The 25,569-nt window shown below is 45.6% G+C and carries 23 protein-coding genes; 11 read left to right on the plus strand and 12 right to left on the minus strand.

What is annotated here, in order from left to right:
* From BUC50_RS05910 to BUC50_RS05960, 11 genes are all read right to left on the minus strand, one after another.
* Positions 1-627 (minus strand): Gfo/Idh/MocA family protein (locus BUC50_RS05910; protein ID WP_286677227.1); only part of this gene is annotated, 627 nt, incomplete at its 3' end.
* 14 nt (positions 628-641) lie between these two features.
* Positions 642-1,961 (minus strand): nucleotide sugar dehydrogenase, encoded by a 1,320-nt coding sequence (locus BUC50_RS05915; protein ID WP_213700867.1) that lies wholly within the window; start codon positions 1,959-1,961, stop codon positions 642-644.
* 33 nt (positions 1,962-1,994) lie between these two features.
* Positions 1,995-2,768: an N-acetyltransferase gene (locus BUC50_RS05920; protein WP_286677228.1), complete on the minus strand. Its 774-nt coding sequence runs from the start codon at positions 2,766-2,768 to the stop codon at positions 1,995-1,997.
* 4 nt (positions 2,769-2,772) lie between these two features.
* Positions 2,773-3,894, minus strand: a complete 1,122-nt coding sequence (locus BUC50_RS05925; RefSeq protein WP_286677229.1) for a glycosyltransferase family 4 protein — start codon at positions 3,892-3,894, stop codon at positions 2,773-2,775.
* Between the two features lie 15 nt (positions 3,895-3,909).
* Positions 3,910-5,001, minus strand: a complete 1,092-nt coding sequence (wecB, locus tag BUC50_RS05930) for a non-hydrolyzing UDP-N-acetylglucosamine 2-epimerase (RefSeq protein WP_286677230.1) — start codon at positions 4,999-5,001, stop codon at positions 3,910-3,912.
* Between the two features lie 38 nt (positions 5,002-5,039).
* The gene (locus BUC50_RS05935) at positions 5,040-6,287 is read right to left on the minus strand and encodes a glycosyltransferase family 4 protein (protein WP_286677231.1); all 1,248 of its coding nucleotides are present in this window, start codon (positions 6,285-6,287) and stop codon (positions 5,040-5,042) included.
* Positions 6,288-6,692: 405 nt separating this feature from the next.
* Positions 6,693-7,334 (minus strand): NeuD/PglB/VioB family sugar acetyltransferase, encoded by a 642-nt coding sequence (locus BUC50_RS05940; protein WP_286677232.1) that lies wholly within the window; start codon positions 7,332-7,334, stop codon positions 6,693-6,695.
* A 42-nt stretch (positions 7,335-7,376) separates the two neighbouring features.
* Positions 7,377-8,018 carry a sugar transferase gene (locus BUC50_RS05945; RefSeq protein ID WP_286677233.1) on the minus strand — a complete coding sequence of 214 codons (642 nt, stop codon included), beginning with the start codon at positions 8,016-8,018 and terminating at the stop codon, positions 7,377-7,379.
* Positions 8,006-9,136, minus strand: coding sequence for a DegT/DnrJ/EryC1/StrS family aminotransferase (locus BUC50_RS05950; RefSeq protein ID WP_013049093.1), 1,131 nt, complete (start codon positions 9,134-9,136; stop codon positions 8,006-8,008). The genes BUC50_RS05945 and BUC50_RS05950 overlap by 13 nt, the downstream gene beginning before the upstream one ends.
* Positions 9,123-10,985 (minus strand): polysaccharide biosynthesis protein, encoded by a 1,863-nt coding sequence (locus BUC50_RS05955; RefSeq protein WP_286677234.1) that lies wholly within the window; start codon positions 10,983-10,985, stop codon positions 9,123-9,125. Before BUC50_RS05955 ends, BUC50_RS05950 begins: the two co-directional genes overlap by 14 nt.
* A gap of 9 nt (positions 10,986-10,994) precedes the next feature.
* Positions 10,995-11,315, minus strand: coding sequence for an NAD-dependent epimerase/dehydratase family protein (locus BUC50_RS05960; RefSeq protein WP_041459386.1), 321 nt, complete (start codon positions 11,313-11,315; stop codon positions 10,995-10,997).
* Between the two features lie 434 nt (positions 11,316-11,749).
* Here BUC50_RS05960 and BUC50_RS05965 point away from each other — a divergent pair, with 434 nt between their 5' ends.
* The 4 genes from BUC50_RS05965 to BUC50_RS05980 are packed head-to-tail and all read left to right on the plus strand — an operon-like array spanning position 11,750 to position 16,402.
* Positions 11,750-12,949, plus strand: a complete 1,200-nt coding sequence (locus BUC50_RS05965) for a polysaccharide biosynthesis/export family protein (protein WP_286677235.1) — start codon at positions 11,750-11,752, stop codon at positions 12,947-12,949.
* On the plus strand, positions 12,939-13,829 hold the full coding sequence (locus BUC50_RS05970; RefSeq protein WP_286677236.1) for an SLBB domain-containing protein: 891 nt from the start codon (positions 12,939-12,941) through the stop codon (positions 13,827-13,829). Before BUC50_RS05965 ends, BUC50_RS05970 begins: the two co-directional genes overlap by 11 nt.
* A 16-nt stretch (positions 13,830-13,845) precedes the next feature.
* On the plus strand, positions 13,846-15,102 hold the full coding sequence (locus BUC50_RS05975; RefSeq protein WP_286677237.1) for a GumC family protein: 1,257 nt from the start codon (positions 13,846-13,848) through the stop codon (positions 15,100-15,102).
* A 16-nt stretch (positions 15,103-15,118) separates the two neighbouring features.
* Entirely contained in the window at positions 15,119-16,402 is a 1,284-nt protein-coding gene (locus tag BUC50_RS05980) for a hypothetical protein (protein ID WP_286677238.1), read from the plus strand.
* A gap of 126 nt (positions 16,403-16,528) precedes the next feature.
* Here BUC50_RS05980 and BUC50_RS05985 read toward each other — a convergent pair whose 3' ends face one another.
* Positions 16,529-17,521, minus strand: a complete 993-nt coding sequence (locus BUC50_RS05985) for a DUF128 domain-containing protein (protein WP_273015198.1) — start codon at positions 17,519-17,521, stop codon at positions 16,529-16,531.
* 257 nt (positions 17,522-17,778) lie between these two features.
* On the opposite strand from BUC50_RS05985, the gene BUC50_RS05990 reads away from it, so the two are divergent.
* The 7 genes from BUC50_RS05990 (at position 17,779) to BUC50_RS06020 (ending at position 25,483) form a co-directional block, all read left to right on the plus strand.
* On the plus strand, positions 17,779-19,164 hold the full coding sequence (locus BUC50_RS05990; protein WP_013049087.1) for an acyclic terpene utilization AtuA family protein: 1,386 nt from the start codon (positions 17,779-17,781) through the stop codon (positions 19,162-19,164).
* Between the two features lie 2 nt (positions 19,165-19,166).
* On the plus strand, positions 19,167-20,567 hold the full coding sequence (locus BUC50_RS05995; protein WP_013049086.1) for an MmgE/PrpD family protein: 1,401 nt from the start codon (positions 19,167-19,169) through the stop codon (positions 20,565-20,567).
* The gene (locus tag BUC50_RS06000) at positions 20,564-20,890 is read left to right on the plus strand and encodes a DUF4387 domain-containing protein (RefSeq protein WP_013049085.1); all 327 of its coding nucleotides are present in this window, start codon (positions 20,564-20,566) and stop codon (positions 20,888-20,890) included. The genes BUC50_RS05995 and BUC50_RS06000 overlap by 4 nt, the downstream gene beginning before the upstream one ends.
* The gene (locus BUC50_RS06005) at positions 20,883-22,253 is read left to right on the plus strand and encodes an MmgE/PrpD family protein (protein WP_273015200.1); all 1,371 of its coding nucleotides are present in this window, start codon (positions 20,883-20,885) and stop codon (positions 22,251-22,253) included. The genes BUC50_RS06000 and BUC50_RS06005 overlap by 8 nt, the downstream gene beginning before the upstream one ends.
* Positions 22,254-22,317: 64 nt before the next feature.
* Positions 22,318-23,703 carry an MmgE/PrpD family protein gene (locus tag BUC50_RS06010; protein WP_286677239.1) on the plus strand — a complete coding sequence of 462 codons (1,386 nt, stop codon included), beginning with the start codon at positions 22,318-22,320 and terminating at the stop codon, positions 23,701-23,703.
* 2 nt (positions 23,704-23,705) lie between these two features.
* The gene (locus BUC50_RS06015) at positions 23,706-24,983 is read left to right on the plus strand and encodes a 3-isopropylmalate dehydratase large subunit (RefSeq protein ID WP_013049082.1); all 1,278 of its coding nucleotides are present in this window, start codon (positions 23,706-23,708) and stop codon (positions 24,981-24,983) included.
* Positions 24,980-25,483, plus strand: a complete 504-nt coding sequence (locus BUC50_RS06020; protein ID WP_013049081.1) for a 3-isopropylmalate dehydratase small subunit — start codon at positions 24,980-24,982, stop codon at positions 25,481-25,483. The genes BUC50_RS06015 and BUC50_RS06020 overlap by 4 nt, the downstream gene beginning before the upstream one ends.
* The last annotated feature ends 86 nt before the right edge of the window (positions 25,484-25,569 follow it).

Below are 25,569 nucleotides of genomic sequence, written 5' to 3' on the forward strand. Positions count from 1 at the left end.
ACGCCGTGCAAGTGTAGAGCTGAAGGCACTAACGTCTTCTACAGCTCCTCCCATCCATTGAACCATATCTACATAATGAGCGGCTTGATTTGAAAGGCACCCACCATCGAATTCCCATGTCCCTCGCCATTTAGCTTGGTCATAGTATTCTTGAGGGCGGGTCCAAAACACATTAGATGTGATCATATAGAGCTTTCCAAATCGCCCGGCCTCAAGGGCTTTTCGCAGAAGCTGGACTGTTTTGTTAAAACGGTTTTGTTTTACTACAAGATAGTGAACCTGTGCTTTATCGCACGCGTCTATAGCGGCATTGACTGATTCAAGGGATGTGCCTGCTGGTTTTTCACTGATGGAATGTTTACCAGCCTGAGCTGCCATAATAACGTGGTCTGGGTGAAGGCCCGATGGAGTGCATATAGAAACTGCATCAAAGTTTGCTTCATTAAGCATGCTTTGATAGTTGTAGTAAGCCTTGCAGCCAATTTGGGATGCAGCAGAATCGGCTCGTTCTGGAATAATGTCGCAACAGGCAACAAACTCTGCTTTACCTTCTTTCTTCAGTTCAGCTAAAGATTCTATGTGGTTTTTACTGATTCGGCCGCAGCCGAGCAGGGCAAATTTATACATATGGCATAGCTCCTTTATAAGATATGTAAGTTTTCTAAAGTTTCTGGCCTGATATTAAGGCTTTGACTTAAAATGTTTTTTGTATCGAAAATCAGCTTTGCGTTGTCAGCAATAAGCTTGTAATCAACGTTCTCTTTATGGGCCGTTGTAATGACCACGGCATCTGCCTTTTGTACAAGTTCTTGCGTAAGGGGAGAAGAAAGAACTTTTTCCCCATTTAATAAAACTTCAGGGCAATAAGGGTCTGTATAGGTGACGACGGCTCCCTTTTGCTCTAGAAGCTGCCAGATCTTTAGGGCAGGGGATTCTCGAAGGTCGTCGATGTCTCCCTTATAGGCTATTCCACAGAGAAGTATTGCGCTGTTTTTAAGAGGTTTCGCCTGATCGTTCAGAAGGTTCATAAGCCGTTCCACCACATGCTCTGGCATGAGGTCGTTAATTTCTCCGGCCATCTCTATGAGCCGTGTATGGTAATCGTAGGCTCTGGCCTTATAGGTAAGGTAGAATGGGTCTATGGGAATGCAGTGTCCGCCGACTCCGGGGCCAGGGTAGAAGGGCACAAAGCCAAAGGGTTTAGTTGCTGCCGCATTAATAACTTCCCATACGTTTATGCCCATTCTATTGCATACAAGGGCCATTTCGTTGGCCAGAGCACAGTTAACGATACGGAAAGTATTTTCAAGTATTTTCGTCATTTCTGCTTCCTTTGGTGATGAAACTGCAAATACAGGGGCATTGAGCACTGCTTCATATAAAGCTTTTGCGTGTTGTGTGCAAGCGTCGGTGCATCCGCCAACAACTTTGGGAGTGTTTTTTGTTTTGTACAGATGGTTGCCCGGATCCACCCGTTCTGGGGAAAAGGCGAGATAAAAATCTTTGCCCACCTTCAATCCCTTTTCTTCAAAAAGAGGCAAAAGCACTTCTTCTGTGGTGCCTGGATAAGTGGTGGATTCGAGAACAACAAGCATTTCCTTATGCAGATGGTCTGCTACTGATTGAGCGGAACTTACCACAAAAGAGAGATCCGGCTGCTTGAAAACATCTAAAGGGGTAGGAACGCAAATGGCAATAACATCGCATTTGCCAATATCTTCAAAATCACTGGTGGCCTTCAAATGACCTGATGCCACAAGATCTTTGAGTTCTTGCGGAATAATGTCTCCAATGTAGTTTTCCCCTCGATTGACAAGAGAAACCTTTTGAGGCTGGATATCAAAACCAGTGACATAAAATCCAGCCTTTGCTTTTTCCACAGCTAAGGGAAGGCCAACGTACCCTAGGCCAATAACCCCCACAGTGGCAGTTTTCGTTTGTATTTTTTGAAGTAATGACATGTTTTACACCTCTATTTAAAAAGAGTTCCTCGTCTATTTATCAAAAAAGACCTGATTTTCAATCAATTGTTCTTCTGGAACATCTCTAAAGTATTTAGCTGGTGTTCCAGCAACTATTACTCTTGGAGGCACGTTACGGGTAACAAGGGCTCCTGCTGCCACAAGGGCATCTTCTCCAATCTCTATGCCCGGGAGCAATGTAGCATTGGCTCCTATTCGTGCACCTCGGCGAAGAAGGGGACCCCCAAAGTGCTTCTTCCTCTCTTCTGTTCGCCCTAGAAAGTTATCATTCGTAAAGGTTGCTTCAGGAGCGATGAAACAGTAATCTTCTATTGTCGACATGGCCGTTATATAGGCTTCTGTTTCAATCTTGCACTTTCTGCCAATGGATACTTTATTTTCGACGGTTACTCCCCGGCCGATAATTGTCAGCTCCCCAATTTTTACATCTTCCCTGATTGAAGCCATATCGCCAATAAACACCTGATCGTGAAGAATGGCACCTCTGTAAAGAATACAGCCTGCTCCCACGGTAACGGCTTTACCCAGTTCAAGGGGAGGCAGTTGCCGTTCTCCCCCTGTTGTTGCAGAAAGAGAAGCCTTTGCTGGCTTTTTGCCCAATACGACGTTATCCAGTATTTTGCAGAAATCCCCTACACGAACCCCTGAACGTATAATGACGTTGTGGCCTATTTCAACATTACTGCCGATAACAACATCCTGTTCTATGATTACGTTGTAGCCGAAGGATACGTTTTGCCCAATTTGAGTTTGTGGCGAGATAAAACGACGTTTTTCTTCTTCCATAGTTTTACGCTCCTTTTTCGAGCAGTTTGCTATATAAGGCTAAAAGCTTTTCGTTTTCTTTTTCCCAGTTATAGGTGTTTTGTACGGCTTTTAAGCCATTTTGCCCCATTTTTTCTGCCTCCTCTGGATGCTCTAAAATCCATTTCATTGCTTCTGCAATCTCTTCTGGGCATAGGGGATTTACAAGCAATCCGCATTCAGCACCCTCGACGATTTGACGCCACAAAGGGAAGTTTGAGGCGATAACAGGAATTCCAGCAGACATGTATTCAAAGAGCTTGTTGGGTTGTGCTGAAATATGATTAGGCGCAGGATGAAATAAAACAAGCCCTGCTTTTGCTTCCCCTAATAACTCAGCGATCTCGTTTCTATTCACGAAACCTTCATATTGAACCTTTTTCCATCCCCCGTAGGATTTAACTTCCCGCAGTAGACTTTCAGGGCTGAAATTCCCACCAAGGGTGAGTTTTACTTGAGGAATCTCTATGTATTCTAGTGCTTTTACCATTTCTCTAATTCCACGAATAGCTGTTACTCCCCCAATATATGCAAAAGAAAGAGAACGATCAGAGTAGTTTATAGAGCCTGATTGGGCGAGCTCTCCCAGAATAGGGAAGTTCTGGACCAATATGGTTTTGTGAGAAGGAAAGCGTTTTTGTATAAGCGGTGTTACGGTTACTATACCATCAAAAAACCTTGTGCCCATCCATTCGACGGACTCTGCTATAAAAGCAATAACTTTTCGACTCCAACATGGCAACCAGTGTTTGGTCAATATTTGGCGAGGAAGGTCTTCGTGTACGTCGTATACTACCTTTTTACCAAAGAGTTTAAGAGCTACACCCATAAGTATAAGTTCAGGGTCGTGAAAATGGTAAAGAGAGGCTTTTATCTTGAGAGCTTTTTTGAAAGCACGCCACTGTCCCCGTATTAGGCGAAAAAAGCGATTTTCCTCTTTAGGTAAGAATTCTATATGTACAGAATCATTGAGAGAAGCCATAGATGTTTTTGGGGCTACGAGAAAAACTTCATAGCCCGCTTGGCTTAAGGATTGACATTCCTTTATGTAAATTCGAGTGTCATTTGCTGAATGTACCGTAGTAATATGACAAATTCGCTTTTTCATTTTTTAATGAAGTCCTCAGCTTTTTAAATATGCCATAATGCTTTTTACTATTGATTGAGCCGCTTCCCCAGTGCCGTAAAGATTTTGAGGATATTGAGGCGAGTTGCTTTGCAGTATTTGGGGTAAAAGTTCTCTTGCCTTATTTGCTGACACTAGCTGGTTCCAGCCTGATTCTATAATTTCTCTCCAGCCTGTATCGGGCATAACAACGGCTGCTTGCTTTTGTGCAAAATACGCTTCTTTTTGGAGGCCGCCGCTATCTGTAACAACTTTTAAACATCCTTCAAGAAGGCCCATGAGTTCTAAATAACCCACTGGCTCTACGATGTTCATAGAATCAAGATAAGTAGCAAGGTCAAATTCCTCTATGCGCTTTCGAGTTCTGGGGTGCATGGGAAAGACAATAGATAGCCCTGTCATTTTTGCATAATCATTTAGCCCTTCGAGAATAGGAAGAAGGGATTCTTTATTATCCACATTAAAGTCTCGATGAAGTGTAACAAGTATATACTCACCTTCATGAAGAGTGAGATTTTGTAACATTTTATCTTTTAGGAAACGTGGTTTCATCCGAAGAAAAAGGTCGTACATTACATCTCCAGAGATAAAGACGTCTTTTGTTATATTCTCTTGTTTAAGATTTTGCCGAGAAAGTTCAGAGCAGCAAAAGAGAAGGGATGACAAATGATCTGTAACAACCCTGTTTATTTCTTCGGGCATGTCTTTAGGATGTTGGCGGATGCCAGCTTCAACATGAGCTACAGGAATTTTAAGTTTCGCAGCTGCTAACGCTCCAGCAACAGTGGTATTTGTATCTCCATATACAAGAACGAGATCGGGTTTTTCTTGAAGAAGAATGTCTTCAAACTTTTCGAGCACTGCCGCTGTTTGCTTTCCATGACTGGAAGACCCAACCTCTAAAAAATATTTAGGGGTTGGGATTTGAAGTTCCTCAAAAAAGAGATCAGACATATTTACATCATAATGTTGACCGGAATGTACTAGTATATGATTCCAGGCATTGGTTTTATGAACTTCAGACGCGATAACTGCTTCTTTTATAAATTGGGGACGGGCCCCAACGAGGGAAATAATTGTATTTTCCATTAATTTTATGCTCCTAATTTTGTGTTTAAAAGTCAATACTATACTAGTTTTTTGAGTTCTATAGCAAGTTTTTTTGCTAACTTTCCCCAATTATAATGCTCCTCCGCATACTTCTGACCTTTTTCTCCCATTTTAATCTTTTTTTCGGGACTCAATTCTTGAAATTTTAGTAAGGCTACAGGCAATTCTCGTGCTGATGAAACAGCAAAACCTGCCCCAGATTCAATAACAGGGTTTTGTGCATATTGTCCGATTGAAATTATGGGTTTGCCAGCGGCATGATAGTCCGCCAACTTATTTGGGCTAATTCCATATTGAAATAATGTTACAGAGGAAGAAACTAGATTAAATAACAATGCGTCTGCTTGGTTAAGAACGGACCATATTTGCGCCTTGGGTACTGGATTGTGTATAAAACAGGGTAATCCATTCTGCTCAATATAACTGGATAATGATTCTTTAAGGGGGCCATTTCCCCAAAAATGGAATTCAAAGTTTTTAAGTTTTTCTTTACTTGCTTGAATGACCCGTAAGATTTCATCTAGCCCATTTGCTTGCCCTAATGCTCCCGTATAAACAATGCGGAAGGGTGGGCGGGCCTCTTTTTTATTTTCAGGCAGAATTGTTTCTCCTGAATCATTAGTTGAATTAATATCTATGTTAGTCCCATTCGTGACCCATAAAAATTTACTTTCTGGAAGCCCCCACCGATCAATGTAATATTTTTTCATAAGAGGAGCTGTTGTTATAACAAGGGTGGCTTCTTTAGAGAGAAGTTTGTCTATTCTATCGAAATATAACACCAGTGGATTCCATTTTTTAATTCTACCGAGTTCTATCAAGGTCAAAGGCCATAGGTCCCTAACCTCATATATAAATGGTACTTTGTACATTTGCGATAGCTTATAGCCGGCATAAGCTGCCCACGGGTGAACTGTCGAGCCTATGATAATGTCTGGGTGTTCGTATTTAGTCTTGTTGGGAGATAGGACTTTCGTTGTTTTAAGATAAAACGAGTACATATTTCTTATTCGCCCTAACGATGCGTTTCCACTATAGGAAGGTAAATTGATGGATAGGAATGACACACCCTCATATGTATGAAAGATAGGATTTTTGTCATGTCTTTCTTCAGGGAGGACATTGTATTTAATATGATCCACTGACCCATTTATAATCATTACGTCGTTTTCTAAAGCGCAAAGCTCTTTTGCTAAGTTAAAATGTCTCATGCCTCCAGCAGAGATAGGAGGACGTGCATGTTGATTTATCCACCAGATTTTCATTAAATTTCACCTTTCTTTTTGGCATTTGGTAAGTATAAAAAGACGGATTGTAATTATAAATCATTTGATACTAAACATTTTATGTGGAAGCAAATGCAGAAACAGAAATTGTATCTACATGCTGGATATCTATTTTAGCCTCAAAGCCTGGATTGCAATCTTGACTCTGAGAAAATTTACGCCTTCTTCAGTAATATATTCCGTTGGCAAAAATATCTTCTCTCTTGGGCTAACTTACATAAACATCATGTCTGTTATCCCTGAACTGTCTTAGCAAGTCGGTATAGATACCTTTGTCCTCTATATTATCTAGTTTTCCTATTGATAAAAATAAAATATTCATTTTATCTCCCTAGTTATACAGCACTCGCATTGTAAAATTTAGATTGTTTCAGATCAATTAATTTAGTTGTTATCTCTAATTTTCTGTGCAGGGATGCCAACATACACACTGTTTTTGTCAGTGTCTTTTAGTACAACGGTCCCTGCTCCAATTATTGAGTTTTTGCCAATAACATTTACTCCTGTAACAATAGTACTACCCATTCCTATAAAAACATTGTCTTCAATTTTTATAGATGCCCCTACTCCTGTCAGAGTTGATATTAAGCATGCTTTCCCAACACAAGTATGATGGGCGATTACAACATTTGGGCTAATGATGCAATAATCATCAATCTTTACCTTTGTCCAAATATATGCGTTTGCTTGAATATAAACACCTTTCCCTATTTCTGCGCTTGGGCTCACAGTTGCTGATGGATGTATTAATGTCGGGGTGGTACCGCCGAATTGATTCACTTTAGACATAATGTGATGCCTTATTGTGTTGTTTCCAATAGCTACAACGAATTTCTTCCCCTTAATTTCTTTGGTATTAAGGTTGGAAAACTTGCCTACGACTTTTACTCCCATTTTAAAAGTGTTTAGTTTGCTCTCATCTTCGTCATAAAACCCTTTGATTGTGTAACCTAATATTTCTGCAAGTTCGCACATAGCTTCCCCATAAGTTCCTGCGCCTACTATGTAAATTTCTTTTACTTGCATAGGATTAGTACTCCTTCAGCCCTAATTTTTGTATTTTATTCTTTAGTTTTCAGTTCCTTTAAATTTTTTCATTGTCACAAATTCGCTGCTGTTTATACCTTCTCTTTTTATAACTTTCAGAAAAGTTTGAAATATTATTGTGCAATCTAATTTTAAAGATATGTTCTTAACGTACTCGACATCGTAATCAAATTTTTCTTCCCAAGTTATTGCATTTCTTCCGTTTATTTGCGCTAGTCCAGATATGCCGGGTCTCACATCGTGCCGATGTTTTTGATGTTCGTTGTAGAGAGGCAGATATTCTGTCAAAAGAGGTCTCGGCCCAATTAAAGACATATCGCCTTTTAGAACGTTAAATAACTCAGGAAGCTCGTCTAGAGACGTAGCTCTCAAGAGTTTTCCGAACTTCGTTAGTCTCTTCTTATTAGGCAACAACTTCCCGTTCTCATCTTTTTCATCAGTCATGGTTCTAAACTTGTACATAGTAAAGATCTTTTCGTTGAGGCCTGGCCTTTCCTGTTTAAAAATTACAGGGCTGCCAAGTTTTATTCTGACCAGTAGTCCGATTATTACGAGAACCGGACTCAGTATTATCAAAGCTGTCAATGATAAAAAGAAGTCCATAGGTCTTTTGAAAAACCTTCTGTAAATTCCACTCTTAGGTGTTTCCATTATCCTCTCCATAGCTTTTTAATAATCTCTACAATCCTTCCCAAATCCTCATCTGTCATTTTAGTGTCAGAGGGAAGGCAAATGCCATTCTGAAACAACTTCTCAGATACGTCTGTTCCTATGTAATCATATTCTGCAAAGAAGGGCTGCATGTGCATTGGTTTCCATACCGGTCTTGATTCAATGTTTTCTTTTTCAAGAGCTTCCATTATATCAATAGGGCTTACCTTTCTTTTTGAGGTCAGGCATGATAGCCAGCAATTTGGTTCGTTCCACTTATTTATGGGCATGAACTGTACTCCGTCTAAATTGCCCAGCTCTCTCTTATAAAACTCGAAGATGTATTTCTTTTTGGCAAGCCTCTGATCAAGAACTTTTAGCTGGCCTCGGCCAATGCCGGCAACTACATTGCTCATGCGGTAATTAAAGCCTAGTTCGCTATGCTGGTAGTGCCTCGCCTTATCTCTGGCCTGAGTTGCCCAGAAGCGTACCTTTTCAATTCTCTCTTCGTTATCAGAAACGAGCATTCCGCCGCCTGATGTGGTGATGATTTTGTTGCCGTTAAAGCTGAATATTCCATACTCGCCGAAGGTGCCGGTATGTTTTCCTTTGTAATAGGTGCCCAGCGACTCTGCTGCGTCTTCAATAACGGTGACGTTGTGTTTATTGCAAATATCCATGATCTTATCCATATCTGTCGATAGCCCATAAAGATGTACAACCAGAACGGCCTTAACTTGAGGGTACTTTTCAAAGGCTTCTTCCAGTAATTTAGGGTTCATATTCCATGTTTCATAGTCGCTATCTATAAAAACCGGTATGGCGTTCTGATAAATAATGGGGTTGGCTGTGGCAGAGAAAGTAAGGCTTTGGCAGAAGACAATATCTCCTTTGCCGACCCCCGCTGCTTTAAGGGCCATATGAATGGCACCTGTTCCAGAAGTCAGTGCCGCAGCATGTTTTGCGCCGACCCTTGAAGCGAAGTCTTTTTCGAATTCGTTTACGTTTTTCCCAAGAGGAGCAATCCAGTTGGTGTCAAAGGCTTCTTGTATATACTGCATCTCATACCCTTCTTCGCTCATATGAGGGGATGAGAGATAAATCCTGTTCTTATTCTCATATTTGTTCATGAACAGCACCTTCTATTTCTTTAGACTTGAATTGGGGTACAACTTCAAATAGCCTTTTGCATATGTCTTCATTGTTGCCGCTGGCTGCGGTTTCAAAAAGGCCGGCAAGTTTTGCATCCAGGTCCGCTGGCAAATCGTTGCTTTTGGCTTCGAATATCTTCTTATGGTGTGTTGCTGTGGTGCCTTCTTCCGCTGTTAGTAATTCTTCAAAGAGCTTTTCTCCTGGGCGAACGCCGGTATAAACAATATCTATATCTTCGCCTGGTTCAAAACCTGAGAGGCGTATAAGGTCTTTGGCGAGGTCAACAATTTTTACGGGGTCTCCCATGTCAAGCACAAAGACCTGCCCGTTCTTCTGCATGCCCCCGGCCTGCAGAACAAGCTGGGCTGCTTCGGGTATGGTCATAAAGTACCGTGTCATATCTGGGTGAGTGACCGTTACAGGGCCACCTTTTCTAATTTGGTCTCTGAAAATGGGTACGACGCTGCCTCGTGACCCAAGCACGTTTCCAAAGCGAACAGACATGAAATGCTGCCCTTCCCTGGCTTCTTTTGCCGCTTTTCGCACCACCATTTCGGCCACCCGCTTAGAGGCTCCCATAATAGATGTGGGGTTTACCGCCTTGTCTGTGGATATGTTGACGAAGTAACTGGTGTTAAAGCGCAAGGCATTTTTTACAAGGTTTTGTGTGCCTCCAATGTTGTTTAAAATGGCTTCGTCAGGGTTGGTTTCCATCATGGGCACATGTTTATGAGCCGCCGCGTGGAACACAACTTCAGGCCTGTATTGTTCAAAAATATGCTCGATTTTATGGGTGTTTCGCACGTCTGCTACCATCGTAACATAGGGAATATGAGAATAATTTGCTTTCATCTCCCTTTCAATGTTAAAGAGGCTGTTTTCTCCTCGACCGAGGAGGATTAGAAGTTTAGGTGAAAAATGACATATTTGCCTGCATATCTCAGAGCCGATGGATCCGCCGGCCCCCGTTACAAGAACTACTTTGCTAGAGAGGTAGCCGGCTATTGAGTCGATATCAAGCCTCACTGGTTCGCGGCGAAGCAGGTCTTCCACGTCTACAGGGCGAAGCAGTGATATTGAAACTTTTCCGCTGATTACTTCATAGATGCCGGGAATAATGCGGTATTGTACTTTGGCTTTCTTCGCAAGTTCAACAATGCGCCTTACGGTGGTTCCAGGGGCAGAAGGCATGGCTATGATAACTTCTTCAATACTGTGTCCTCGAACCACTTGTCTCAGGTCGCCAATGGGGCCAAATACATCGAGGCCTAAAAAGCGGGTTTCTTTTTTCGAAGGGTCATCGTCGAGAAATCCAACAGGAACCAGCCCAGACTCAGGATGGCGTAATATTTCACGGGCGATCATGGTTCCAGCATCGCCAGCCCCTACGATCAGGGTTCTTTTTTTGTTTATGCCTGTTTTGCGGCCAACAATTTCTTCAAAGATTATTCTGCTGGCGAATCGGCTTGATCCCAAAAAGACGGCGTAGACAAGAGCGTCGATAAGGGGAATGCTGCGAGGGATATTGTAGTTGTGTCCCAGCATAAAGGCGATGGAAGAGGCGATTAAGGCGAAAATAACAGTAGATTTAGCGAGGGCAAGGGCATCCCTGGTGCCTACTGTGCGCCATGACTGGCGGTGGAGGTTGAAGTAATAATTGAGGGCCACTTTGATAAAAACACTTATATATGTGTAGGTAAAGGCACGGGGGGCGTATTTGCCAAGAGGCAAGCCAATGCGAAGAGCGAAAGCGCAGTAGGCCGCGAGTGCGCCGAGCAAAATGTCGATACCTAATTTTATAAGAAGCATCTGTTTGCTTTTAGTCATGAGTGTCACCTAATTTAGAAAGCCATTGTACGGTTCGTTCAGCGAGAGGCGGTTTCTGCCTGCATTGTTAAAGTATTTACCAAAAACTTGTGTGTTTTCTGTTGTGGCTACAAGCAAATTGACCTGAACAACATTATCAATATAGCAGAAGTCTCGAGTGTTGTCGCTGTCTCCATATATAAAAGCCGGCTGTTGCTTTAGAAGGGCTGTTATCCATGCCGGGATGACGGCGGCATAAGCGCCGTGAGGATCTTGCCTTGGGCCAAAGACGTTTGAGAGTGGGGTGAAAATTTTTTGTATTTGGTGAAAGTAGTTTTTATAGACATTCATGAAGTGTTAGTCCTTTCAGAAAGAGCACGTATTGCAGTGTCTCCTTTCTTCTTTTCAAGGTTTGCATCTTATTATGCATTGTCATTCCTCAAAAAACAAATGCGGATTTTAAAATTGAGGTTTCAGCGTAATTGGCTGGCAAAACCTATTTTGTTTATAAAAGTTTAAATTGCACTAGCAAATTAATTGCTCACACTGTAATATAAAACGAACAACATGTTTCGTTAATTGAAACAAGCCGGGGCTTTCTGTTCATTTTTTGTACATGATGGAATAGTTGATTGTTGCTTTATGTAGACGTTCATTGGCCCAGTCCGTGTGTTTAACAGACTTTTCCTTATTGTTGTTGTTTTGCAGATTTCAAAATAGTTTCGTATAATAAAATTAAAAAGATGCGGGACATTTTTAGTGTATCTTTCGAGGAGGTTTTTGTTGTGCGCAAGTGGGGAATTCTATTGTGTTGCTTTGTTTTTATCTTTTTCTTTGCGCCCTTTGCCATGGCCCAGACGGCGGTTTTAGATGGAGTGGGTGGAAGTGGCGGCATTGCCCTGCCAAACGTCCCGGATGTTCAGGAAGGGGGACAAATACACGCGCCCATTGTTCTTCCAGGTGGCAGCGCTCCTGATATTCCTGACATCTTTCCTTCGCAGCCCGAGAACTCCATCTCCCCTTCCTCTTCCCATGAGACTGGGAATGATTCAGCACATTACACAGAAGAAACAATAGACACAGGAGACCCTGCTTCCAATATAGATGAGTTCCAGCGTTTTATTACAGGAAGTTTGCCAGAAGAGCGCCTGACTCGCATTCAGCGATATGGAGCCGGTTTTTTTAGAAATCCTCCATCTACTTTTGCTCCGGGAGATACTGTTCCTGTTCGTCCGGATTATGTGATTGGGCCTGGTGATGAGATTAGAATCAATGTCTGGGGCATGGTGGAAGGAAGCTGGGTTGAAACAGTGGATCGCCAGGGAGCCATTACTATTCCCAGAGTTGGCGTAATAGGAGTGGCGGGAATGACCTTCGAAGAGCTTCGCTATGCTCTTCATCAGGAGTTTTCAAAGTACTACTCCAATTACGAAATGAATGTGACCCTCGGCGCGCTGAAAAGCATCAAGGTGTATGTGGTGGGAAATGCGAAAAGGCCCGGAGCCTATACAGTCTCTTCACTTGCGACCCTTGTAAACGTGCTTCTCCAGGCTGGAGGGCCCGACAGCAACGGCTCAATGCGTAACATAACAGTAAAACGGAACGACAAGATTGTTGCAACCTTTGATATGTACGATCTGCTCATGAAGGGCGATAAAACAAAAGATATCAGGATGATGCCGGAAGATGTGGTGTTTATTCCTGTGGTAGGGCCTCAGGCGGCCATTGTGGGAAATGTGAGGCGGCCGGCTATCTACGAACTTAAAAATCCTCTGAATGTGGAAGGCCTTATCGCTATGGCCGGCGGTATGACTGCTACAGGGTATAAAGGCCGTGTACAAATGATGAGGGTTGTGGATCAGGAATACAGAACGATTTTTGAAGGGGATTTAAAGCGCCTTTCAAAAAACTCCATAGGATCTACCATGCTTAATGATGGCGACTCCTCAGGGGCCGAAGACACATCAGTTGCGTGTGAATGCTAAAAGGGTTCTGGCGGGAGACCCCTCAGAAAACATAATTGTGCAGATGAATGACTTTATTTCAGTAAGGGCCATCCCTAATTGGAAACTTTATAAAAGAGTAGAAATCTATGGGGAGGTTAAATACCCAGGTGTTTATCCCATTCAGGAGGAAGAAACTCTTTCTTCCCTTTTAACACGGGCAGGGGGTTTTACCGACAGGGCTTACCCACGTGGTGCAATTTTTACAAGAGCGAGCGTGAAAGCCGCCCAGCAACGGCAGGTTGATGAAATGGCAAAGCGGATGGAACGAGAGCTTCTAGCCGTGAATACCAACGAAATGTCATCGGCTCTCACATCAGAAGAGGCAAAAATTCTTCAGTCTGAGGCAGAGCAGAAACGGCATCTGCTGCAAAAGATGAAAGAAATCCAGGCCACTGGCCGTATTGCCACGTTGGTCGCAGAGCCAGGGGTGTTGAAGGGAACAGCCTATGATCTTGTACTGGAAGAAGGGGATGCCCTCTACGTTCCGGCGAACCCGTCTACTGTTCAGGTAATAGGATCTGTTCTCAACCCTTCGGCCTTTATTTATGATAAAAGACTTTCTTTTAAGGATTATGTACTGATGGCAGGGGGTTATACCAGCGAGGCGAGCCCAGCCAGGATCTATGTTCTTAAAGCGGATGGTACGGCCATGCGTGTGAAGCCTTCAGCTCGGGAGGTTACACCCTGGGTGAAGGAGTTCAACAAAGGGGATGACTGGAACCTCATTGAGCCGGGAGACGCTATTGTGGTGCCGCAGAAGATGGCCAGCTACCGGGGAATGCGTCAGACCCGGGATTATGTGGATATGCTCTATAAAGTAGCGGTAACAGCAGCGAGCATACATAACATTACAAAATAATGAAGAGGATAGGATTATGGCTGAAATGAAGAATGGAGAAGAAATTCATTACTTTGAAGACGACGAGATTTCCCTGCTTGATCTGCTGCTTGTACTCGCCCGGCAGAAAAAAATAATAATGGGAATAACGACCCTTTTTGTGGTCGTGGCAATTATAGCCAGTTTGCTTATGACAAAGGTATACCAGGCATCGACGAGAATTTTGAATCCTGTTCAGAGGCCGTCTTTTGCCAGTCTGATGGAAGAAAAGGCTGGGTTAATGGGTGATTTGCTGTCTTTGGGCCCCACTGGCGGCAACGTTTATGTGAGCATGCTGAAGAGCCGCTCTTTACAAGACCAGGTGCTTGATCGTTTTGTTTCAAATGGCTGGAGGGATATGGTTGGGGCAGGGAAAGAAATGAGACGTCATGATTTTGTTGCTGAAAACATAGGAGAAATGTCTGTAACTGAAGAAAAGAATGGAACCATTCTTGTAACGGTATCTTACACTGATCAGTATAAAGTGGCGGATATAGCCAATGCCTATGTGGAAGAACTGCAGCATATGGCAGACCATTTTTTTTCCACAGAAGCGGCTCAGCGGAGAGGATATTATGAGAATGAACTGGATTATGCCCGTGAAGCTTTGGCCCAGGCTGAAAAAAGTTTGCGGGAGTTTCAGGAAAAAACAGGTGTATATATGGGAGACGCCCAGCTAACGGCCAATATTCAGAACAGGGTGAATATGCGAGCTCAGATTGCTGCAAGAGAAATACAGCTGCGATCCCTTTTATCCTATGCGACACATCAGAACCCTAAAGTGGTAAAGCTTGAAAAAGAGATAAATGGATTAAAAGAAGAGATAGCCCGTTTAGAGTTGGTAACAGACTCTGGTGATCCCCTCAATCCTGTTGGAGGTATGCCGGCGGCTCGATTTGAGTACCTTGAGAAGTTCCGTGACTGGAAGTTTCAGGAGGTTCTGTATAATACCCTGCTCAAGATGTACGAGACGTCTCGTCTCGACGAAGCCTATACGCCTGTGACTATTCAGGTGCTTGATAAAGCGGTGACTCCAGAGCAGCGTATCAAGCCAAAGCGAATAATGATGGTGGTGCTGGCTGCCATGTTAGGGCTGTTCGTTTCTATTTTTTGTGCCTTCCTGGCGGAGGCGTGGAGCAGGGCTGAAAAAGACCCTGAACAGAAAAAAAAGCTAAAGGAATTTAAAGAAGCTTTAGGAGTGCATTGGCTGCAAAGGGTGCTCAAAGGCTTAGTGCCTTCCAGGTCGTCAAGGTAGCAAGGGCGAATATACAATGAAGAAATGCTTTTTCTTTATCCTCATTCTTCTGCTTATGATTTTTCCTTTTGGGGAAAAGGCTTTGTGCAGACAAAAAGAGATATACGAGAAGGGGTGGTGCTTTCCAAGCATTGGGAAAGGCAATGGCTTTTGGGGACTCAGTGCAGGGGCTCATTTCTGGACAGACCATTTGGATTTCAGAAACTTGCAGCTTTTGACAGATGTGGATTTAGGGGCTGGCCTGCGATGGCATAGTATTATCCGCTCTAATAAAGAAATGAACGGTTTAGGGGAGTGGGCCCCCCGTTTTGACGAAGCTTTTATTGAGAAATATGGTTTTTATGTAGATGCAAACGGAACACTGAGTTTGAGTGCCAAGCTTGGAAGAAGCCGCTATTTACGTTTCCCCTATCCGGATGCTATCGCCACCTTTGATCAGGTGCCGGGAATCGGTGACCTCAAGGGCGGAGATGAAACAGGCTATTCCGGCCTGATTCTTACTGCTGATTATGCCCACAAGTGCGGCTTGGGCGTTCATGCTGCGTGGATAGACTGGGGTTTTGGTGTAGACCGCTCTTCGAATTGGGCAGAACGGTATATTTTCTATCGCAACGATTCTGGTTTGTGGCATTATGAAGCAAGGTTCGGTGACTTACCCATACGAGAAGAAGTGATGGGGGAAACGGCCCAGGGATTTAACCTTTTTGTGGGCCGCACCTTTAAGAACTGGTCTATAGGCTTCTTGTATGAGGAATTAGAGGATCAGCCGGCTTACACGGGGATTGTGGTGCGCTTTGCCCAGGGAGATAAGACGAAAAAAATGGGAGAGCTGGCTTTCGATTACACCCGTGCCCCGCGGGGTCACGCTGTTCAGATTCCCCTTCTGTCTGGAACGATAGGCCGTGTTCGGAGGGTCGACCCAACACGGGAGCCTCTTTTTAAAGGCGTTCTGATGAAGCCTGGCGAAGATGGCGCTTTGCAGGCCACAGACTACGTTCTTGTTGGTGAAGTTGAGGCTGAACGAATACGAACCTATTGGCAGAACGGCCAGGTTCGGAATTTTTATGAGCACCGTTTATCTTGCTGGGGAGATACACAGTCACCCGGCCTGGTTGTGAAGATGGTAGAAGAGCCGTGGTATTTGGAGCTTGAGTCGCTAGTGAGCCCCCATACTGATCTGTGGAGCTGGGATGACCTGAAAAAATGGGAAGAAGATCGCATGGGGCCTGCCCAGCTGAACCAGAAAGTTGTGTACCGGTTTTACAAAAAAGTGGTGCCAGGTCTTGAAAATGTGCATTAGTTTTTAGTTTCACATGTTGGCAGGCAGAAAAATAGCGAATGCCCTCAAAAGAGGTTTCAAGACTCTCTTGTGGGGGCATTCGTGCATACTTTTAATACAATTTCACATTTTCAAGACCTGGCACCACTACAGGCTGTTGATGTCGGTCATTTGTTCTACGTCGTAAAGGCTGCTGGCGATGGAAAGGTTGGTGGCGATTCCTTTTTCAATAAGGGGAGAGAAGAGGTTGGCGCCGCCGTATATGACCATGTAGCCTTTGTTGCGGTCTTTTGAGCTGATGCGATATGAGGGGGGAATGAGCCCGCCATGGAAAATGAGACCTGAAAAGATAGATGGATCAAGGTGCGCCAGGGCTTCTTGAAGTTCTTTGTATAAGAATGATGGAAAGGTCTTGATGGCAGCGGTAACAAGCCCCTCCCCGGTTTCTGCCAGACGGCAGACAGATGTGTATCGCCCTCGAATGAGGATTTCTCCAGGGCTGAGGGTTGTTCCTGTATGAGATATGATCTCTGTAAATCCCCGGGGAGTGAAGTTTTTGAGGCTGTAAAGACCTGTTGCCGAGGTTTCTACATAGATTCCTTTCTTCTGAAGAGCCACATCGTAATTCCTGGATGATACGCAGACAAGACCTACATACTTGTCAGGAAGGTCGCACTTCCACAGCTTTTCCGGTTCTTTTGAAATGCCGAGGAGAGACGATACCCATACGTTTGTAAAAGCAGCCTTTTTAAGTTCTTGCAAGGCGATTGATAGCTTGTTCTTTTCTAGAAGGAGGCAGTTGGCGACGATGAAGCCCTTCTTTTTTTCCCCATTGAAAGAGTAAAAAGAAGAAAGTTTTTCAGTTTCGAAGGATGGAGTGCCAACGCGGTCGAAAACGAAGAGCATTTTTGCTTCGCTGATTCCTTTTTCGGTAAGGTAAGCCCCTCTGTTTCCCTTTCTCTTCACAAGGTTCTCAGATTCCATGTTTGAAAGATGATACCGTACCGTTCTGGAGTCGAGGTCGAATCCTCGCTCTCCGAGCTGGCTGCGTATATGGCTTGATGACTGAATGCCGTCAGAGAAGTAGAGGATGCGTAGAATCTCTATAACTGTGGCCGCATATTTTTCATTGGCAAACATGAGTGAAACTCCTTTGCTGGTTTTGCTACTATTATACGTAAAATTTTGCATTTTAAAGCCCTCTCTATTTTCGGAAGTTGCTATCCGATGAAATAAATTAAAAATTTTCTTTTTTGCGCCGTGTTTGCGCCAAACACCCCTATTTTAGCCTTTTGATAGCTATTAAACCCGCACTATTTGAAGTTGACAAAAGAGTCTGAGTATATTAACCTATAGCCAAACGGAAGTCAATTTCCGAAAATAGAGGAGGGAATGTTGTGGAAAAATGTTCGCTTCTCGTGTCTACCGGCAACTTGGGCGATAACATTATCGAAGAAGAATCCTTTTACGAAGGTGTGAAGCATCATATCGACTGTTTCGCAGCCGATGCGGGAACAGCCGATGCCGGCCCCACCTTTTTAGGAGCCAACAAGCCCCACAACCCAATTGAATGGGAAAGACACGACCTTGAAGTAATGCTTGTGGAGTCAAGAAAAAAGAATGTTCCCATGATTGTTGGATCATGCAGTACCACTGGAACAGACAGAACTGTGGATTTGTACGCCGACCTTATTCGCGATATAGCAAAAGAACATCGCCTCGCCCCCTTCAAAATGGCCCTTATCTATTCTCAAGTGGACAAAAATGAACTGTTAAAACGTGTAGAAAACGGAGACACTGAACCTCTTGAAGCAGATTTTCCCCTTACGAAAGAAGTAATTGATCAGACGACGAATGTAACTGCCAGTATGGGTATTGAGCAGTTTGTTTATGCCCTTGAGCAGGGAGCGGATGTGATTATGGCCGGCCGGGCCTGTGACGATGCCGTTTTGGCAGCCTATCCCATCTTTAAGGGTTTTGACAGAGGGATCAGCCTTCATATGGGGAAAGCGGCGGAATGCGCCTCCCTTGTCTGTTGGCCCCAGATGGTGAAAGAGTCGATTATTGCCACTGTCCATCCAGACCATTTTACAATCGAGCCCATGCATCCGAAACAGCAGGCAACGCCACACAGCCTTGCGGCCCACTCTATGTACGAGCGAACGAATCCCTTCGTTCAGGGGTTGCCCGGCGGAATTCTCGATATGCATGAGAGCGTTTATGAGTCTGTTACCGACCGTATCGCCAAAGTATCGGGAAGCAAGTTTGTTTCTTCTCCCGACGGAAGCTATAAGGTGAAACTGGAAGGGGCCGGCGAAGCGGGGCACCGTGTCTATCACTTTGTTGGAATCCGCGACCCCAGGGCCATCGATAATATCGACATGATTCTTGAAGACACGAGAAAGAAAGTGTCTCACATTATTGGGCCTTCCCGGGACAAAGACTATGATCTCTATTTCCACGTATATGGCCGAAACGCCGTTATGAGAGAGTATGAGCCCGTTATAAAAACCCAGGCCCATGAGCTGGGAGTTTTTATAGAAGTGGTTTCTCAAGATCTGGATCTTGCCACCACTGTGGCAAAGTGCGCCAAGTTCCGTTTCTTCTATATGAGCTACCCTGGCCAGATGAACTCATCGGGCGGCTCTGTGGCCCTTCTTACCGACGAACCCCTTTATCCTCAGAACAAGTGTTATCGGTGGACCATCGATCATCTGCTGACCCTCAAAGATCCACTGGACAGCAAAATCTTTAAATATCATTTTGAGACGGTAGGGGGTTAGTAATGACTCAAACACTTGATGTAAATGCCACCTATCTTTCAAAATTAAGCCGATTCTATGGCGATAGGGGGGCTTCCCCCATACCGGAAGCAGTTCTTGATAAAGCTCGCCGCGTTCTAGTGGATTTTCTTTCGGAAGTAGCGGCCGGACACAAAACAGGAGAGTTTCCTGCCCTCTGCGCAGAGTACCTCATTTCCCTTGGCGGGGCTCCGGAATCCACCATCCTTTGTCATGGAAGCAAGGTTCCTGCTATTAATGGAGCGTTGGCCCTGGGAGCTCTGGGGCATTCCATAGAGCTTGATGACGGCCATCGGTGGGGAACATGCCACCCTGCAGTGGCTATTATTCCGGCTGCCCTTGTGATGGCAGAACGGGAAGGATCTGACTTTACCAGCCTTCTTCGGGCCATTGTGGTGGGGTACGATGTAATGCTTCGGGCGGCGAGAGCCATTAACCCTTCCCATCTGAAGTGGGGATTTCATTCTACAGGTACATGCGGATCCCTTGGCGCTGCCGCTGCCTGCGCCAGCCTTAAGAATTTCGGCCCTGAATCTTTTGCCTACGCTGTTGCACTTGGAGGGCTGCAAAGCGCCGGACTTCAGGAGATGCTTCACGACCATCCGGGAATCAAGCCACTTCAGCCGGGCAAGGCCGCCATGGCGGGAGTATTGGCAGCAGACCTCGTTGATCGGGGAGCGAAAGGGCCCAGGTCTCTTTTCGAGGGAGAGCACGGTTGGTTAAAGGCCATGTGCCGCAACGAATTTTCTGAAGAAGCCCTCATGGGAGAGCTGGGAGATCGGTGGGAGATTATGTACACCTATACCAAGCTTTATCCTACCTGCCGCCACTGCCACGCTGCCATCGACCTGGCCAAAGAGGGGAAACAGGCTCTTGGCCTCACCCTTGACGATATTGAATCCATCCACGTAAAGACCTATGCCCTGGGGATTGCGGAAGTGGGACGGATCTTTACCCCCGCTACCTTTGAAGAAGCCATGTTTAGTCTTCCATTCTCCGTGTCTATTGCCCTTGAGCGGGGCCATGTGACTCTGCGGGATTATGACGAAAAAACTCTGAAGAACGAGAAACTTCGCCAAACCGCCCTGAAAATGAACCTCGAAGAAGATGAAGCCATGAACCGCATCTATCCAGAGGAGCGGGGAGCCTGGATGAGAATTGAGCTCAAGGACGGACGTTCTTTTGAAAAGCATATTCCCGTAGCCAAGGGAGAGCCTGAAAATCCAGTGAACGATCAGGATCTTTTAGAGAAACTTCAGGGCATGGTGAATGTGTATTACCCGGCAGAATTTTTAGCGGGCTTGTGGGATCTGTGTGTGGAAAGACCCATAGACTCAGTTGCCTATGGGGAAATAGTTGACCATTTCGGGAGGTTCCACTCATGAAAACAAAAAATATATGTGATTTAGCCAGAACGGTTCGCAGCAAGAATGCGGGGAGCTTTATGATTACCCTCGAGATTATCTTCAGTGACCGTTCAATCTATGAAAAAGTGAAACAAAGCGGTGTCGTTACTCAAGAAGCCATTGCCCGGGCCTACGATGTGCCAACAGAAAAAGTGCTTGATTTTATGTTCTTCGATCCCGGGATGGGTATTAAGGCCAATATTCGGCGGTCGATAGCCAGCGGAGGCCCTTCAGAAACAGACGTGTACGGGTGCCAGCAGTATGCCCCACTCTTCTCTCTGGAGGTTCCCTGGGATGAGTGACAAAACCTTTTCGAGGAAGCTGGCGGAATTTGCCGCTGATACATCCTTTTCAAGCCTGCCTGAAGCTATTGTTCATCAGGCACGACGGTGTCTTCTCGATACTGTGGGTGTGATCATTGCTGGCTCAGCCATGGCAGATTCGGCTCAGGCCATTCAGGGTTTTGTCAAAAAATGCGCCCCTGCCGGCAAGGCATCGGTGATCGGAACACTCCTTAAGACTGATAGCGCTCATGCCGCTCTTGCCAATGGAGTAGCGGCCCATGCCCTGGAGCTCGATGACGGGTCAAAGTATGCGACCTACCATCCCGGGGCTTCTATGATTCCAGCTGCATTGGCTCTTGCGGAAGAGCGGGGAGCCACTGTGGAGGATGTACTTCTTGCCATTGCGTTGGGGTATGAAGTTTCTCTTCGAATTGGCACCTCGGTTAACCCCTCCCACTATCTTAAGGGCTTTCACCCCACGGGAACGGTGGGAACCTTTGGCACCACAGTGGTGAGTGCCAGCCTGCTGGGGCTGAATGCGGACGAGCTTGTTTCGGCCATTGGCATTGTTGGCAGTCTGGCCGCAGGTATTAACCAGTACGAAATCGACGGCTCTTTTGTGAAACACCTTCACCCGGGCAATGCGGCGCGAAACGGCATGTTTGCCGCCCTTCTCGCTCAAAATGGCTTTACGGGGCCAGAAGAAATTCTTGAAGGCCGTCTGGGCTTCGCCCACTGTTTTTCAGATACCTTCAATCCTTCCATTCTTGAAAAAGACCTTGGCGAGAAGTGGGAATTCCAGAAAATATACTTCAAACCTTACTGTTCATGCCGGTATGTTCATTACGCTGTTGAGGCTGTGGAAAATATTTTAAGGGGGCACCCCATGACGATGGATGACATTCAATCCATTCGGGTGCTGACCCACAAAAATGCCAAACAGGGTTCAGATATTCCCGACTACCAGACAGTGCTTCACGCCAGACTGAGCCTTCAGTACGGCATGGGTTCCATGATCGTGCGGGGAAGAGCCGGTCTCCAGGAATACACGGAAGAGAGTATTAAAGACGAGAGGGTTAAAAAGATAGCTTCTCTTATAGAAATAGAGGCAGATCCCGAGATTCAGAAGACCTATCCTGAAATACGAACCACCATTGTAGAAATAACCGATACCGACGGGCAGATTTTTGCGTCAAGGGTGGATTATGCCAAGGGAGATCCCCTTAACCCCATGTCTGATGAAGATTTGATGGATAAGTTCAGGGATGTGACTCAGACCGTTCTGACGGCTGGGCGGCAGAAAAAAGTTATGGACTGGATAATGGATGAAGGCACTTTAACGAATCCGGTTCAAGAACTGACCGACATGCTTCTATGGTAATGGCAGTACGATCACGTGCAGCATCTGAAATAAGATCAGGTGAATTATAAGGAGGAGAAGCAAGATGGCAGACAGAATTAATGAAGGTCTTTCTCAATTTATCGCACAGCTCAAATATGAAGATATCCCCGTTGAGGTCACAACCCATTTGAAGAACATTCTGCTGGATTCCTATGGATGCGGTCTCTTTGGTTCCACCACTCCATGGATGAAGATCTATAAAGACGTACTTTTGAAAATGTCTGACAGGCAGGAAGCCTCTGTTTGGGGTACGAATGTTAAGACATCGGTTACATCGGCCATGATGCTCAACGGTTCTGCCATCAATTCCTTTGAGCTTGATGATACCCACACCGACGGCATCATCCACGTCTCCACAGGTGTTCTTGGCTGCATTACAGCCTTTGCCGAAACCCTTGGCACTGTTTCGGGAAAAGATTTTCTCACCGCCGCGGTTCTGGCCTTTGAAGTGGCCTGCCGGGTAGCGGCTCCCATTGGTATGGAGCTGGCCCATCAGGGCTTTAACAATACGGGTACGTGCTGCCCCTTCGGTTCTGCCGCAGGGGTGGGGAAGATGCTGGGGCTGAGCAAAGATCAGATGATCCACGCCATGGGCATTACCGGAAACTGGTCGAGCGGATTGCAGGCTGTACAGTTCGCTTCCATGGCCAAGCGAATAGTTCCCTCCAAGTCTTCTGAAGGGGCCATTATTGGATGTCTGCTGGCTAAAGAAGGCTTTACCGGCATCGAGGATGTTTTTGAGAATAAATTCGGCGGGTTCTACAACTGCTTTACAGACGATATCTATAACGTAGAGCGCACAGCTGGAGAACTGGGAGAGCGGTGGGAACTCCTTGGCATAGGCCTGAAGTTCTACTCCACTTGCCGAAGCAAACATTCCACCATCGATACGCTGCGGAGATTCAAACAGGAGCACCCTGAGATCAATCCCGACGACGTGAAAAAGATCAGGGTTGGAACCACTTCCATTACACATAAATATTCGGTGAACGCTGACGCCATTACCAGTGTTGTAGCGGCCCAGCTGAGCCACCCCTACGTATGCGCCGTGACCATGCTTGAAGGAAACGCCTTTGTGGATCAGTTTAACGAAGAAAAGATCCGCGATCAGAGGATTCTCGAGTACGCCAAAAAAGTCGAGGTATATCCCGACGAAGAAATTGAGAATCTGCCAAGAAACCTTCGTTATACAGTGAAGGTCCAGATCGAACTCAACGACGGCCGTGTCTTCAATCTGAGAACAGAATATCCCAAGGGACACCCGCTGAATCCCTTTACAGAAGAAGAGCTTCTTTGGAAATTCGATTCTCTGGCGGGGAAGGTCTTTGATTGCGCAGACCGGCGGAAGAAGATTGTTGACGCTGTGATGCATCTTGAAGATCTTGATAACGTGAAAGTTCTGACAAATCTTCTTAGAAAAGAGGCGTAAGTATGGGGCGGGGGAAGACCATTGTTGAAAAAATAATATCATCTCACTGTGGTCAGGATGTGCGGGCCGGAGATATTGCTGTGGTCAATGTAGATCTTGCCATGGCCCACGACAGCACGGCTTCCCTGGCGATTCAGGCTTTCCGCGAATATGGGGAACCTCACATTTGGGATGCTTCCCGTCTGGTGTTTGTGCTTGATCACGCCGTTCCCTGCCCTAATGAGCAGGCGAGCCGCCTTCACTCCCTCATGCGGGACTTCGCCAAGGAACAGAATGTGCGTCTTTTCGAGGTTGGGGAAGGGGTTTGCCACCAGCTTCTTGTGGAAAAGGGACTCGTGGTTCCCTCAGAGATCGTGCTGGGATGCGATTCACACACCTGTACCTATGGAGCCATGAACGCTCTCTCTTTTGGAATTGGTTCCACTGACATGAGCGGAGTGATGCTCACAGGACAGCTTTGGCTGAAGGTGCCGGAGACGCTGAAGATAGTTTACAGTGGAGCCATGGGCAAAGGAGTGACCGCGAAAGACGTAATGCTCTACACCATTGGCAGACTGGGATTTGATGGGGCCGATTACCTGGCCATCAGCTTTACAGGAAAAACTATTGCCGATATGGAGATCTGTGATCGTATGACCATGTGCAATATGGCCATTGAGTGCGGGGCGAAAGCCGGAATTATGGAGTGTGACGAAAAAACGTCCGCCTATCTGACTGGCAGAACCCATAAAAGCTACACCCCTGTTTTTGACGATGCAGACGCTGTTTACCACAATGTGATGGAAATAGACGTTAATGCCATTGGGCCGCAAGTCGCCTGTCCCCACGCCGTTGACAACGTTCATCCAGTGGAGGATGTGGCGGGGAGAGCGGTTCAGCAGGTATTTATCGGAACATGCACCAATGGAAGACTTGAAGATTTACGGGCAGCTGCGGCTATTTTGCGAAAGGGAAGGGTGAACCCCAACTGTCGCCTGATCATAGGGCCGGCATCGCGGCAAATCTTTCTCGAGGCGGTTAAAGAAGGTCTTGTGGAAACATTCCTTAAATCGGGAGCTACTCTTATCCCTCCAGGCTGCGGTCCCTGTCCCGGAACCCATTTAGGAGTGCCTGGAGATGGCGAAACGGTGCTTTCTACGGCCAATAGGAACTTCAAGGGGCGGATGGGGAACAATAAAGCCTCTGTCTATCTGGCTTCACCTGTAACCTGTGCTGCTTCGGCCTTAAAGGGATGCATTACTGATCCCCGAGAGTTTCTTGAAATGGGGGATGTACGATGATTCAGGGACGGGCCCATATCTTTGGCGACAATATAAATACCGACTACATCATCGCCGGTAAATACACCAAAACCCTTGATCATACCGTTTGGGTGGAACACCTTTTCGAAGACATTTCACCCGGGTTCAGCAAGAAGATACAGCCTGGGGATTTTGTTGTGGCCGGTCGAAATTTCGGGTGCGGTTCCTCAAGAGAGCAGGCGCCTGTAGCATTGAAATATGCCGGAGTAGGGGCTGTTTTAGCGAAATCCTTTGCACGCATATTCTTTAGAAACGCCATAAATCTTGGGGTTCCTGTTATAGTATGTAATACCGACGATATCCATGACCTCGATCAATTGCGCATTGATCTCTCTACTCAAAGAATCTTCAATCTCACTACAAACCAGATAATACCTATGGAACCGCTTCCTGATGTAATGATCCGAATTCTTTCCGCGGGGGGGTTAACCCCTTACTTAAAACAGCATAAGTCTTTTGACATATCGGGCCGTCGCTGATGGCACGGCCGCTATTGATGATTATGCTACCATGAAGAAGAAGGAGGGACGCTTATAAGGAAGGCAAAAGACGAAGCACAGTGCAG

Source organism: Aminobacterium sp. EBM-42, assembly GCF_001896635.1.
GTDB lineage: Bacteria > Synergistota > Synergistia > Synergistales > Aminobacteriaceae > Aminobacterium > Aminobacterium colombiense.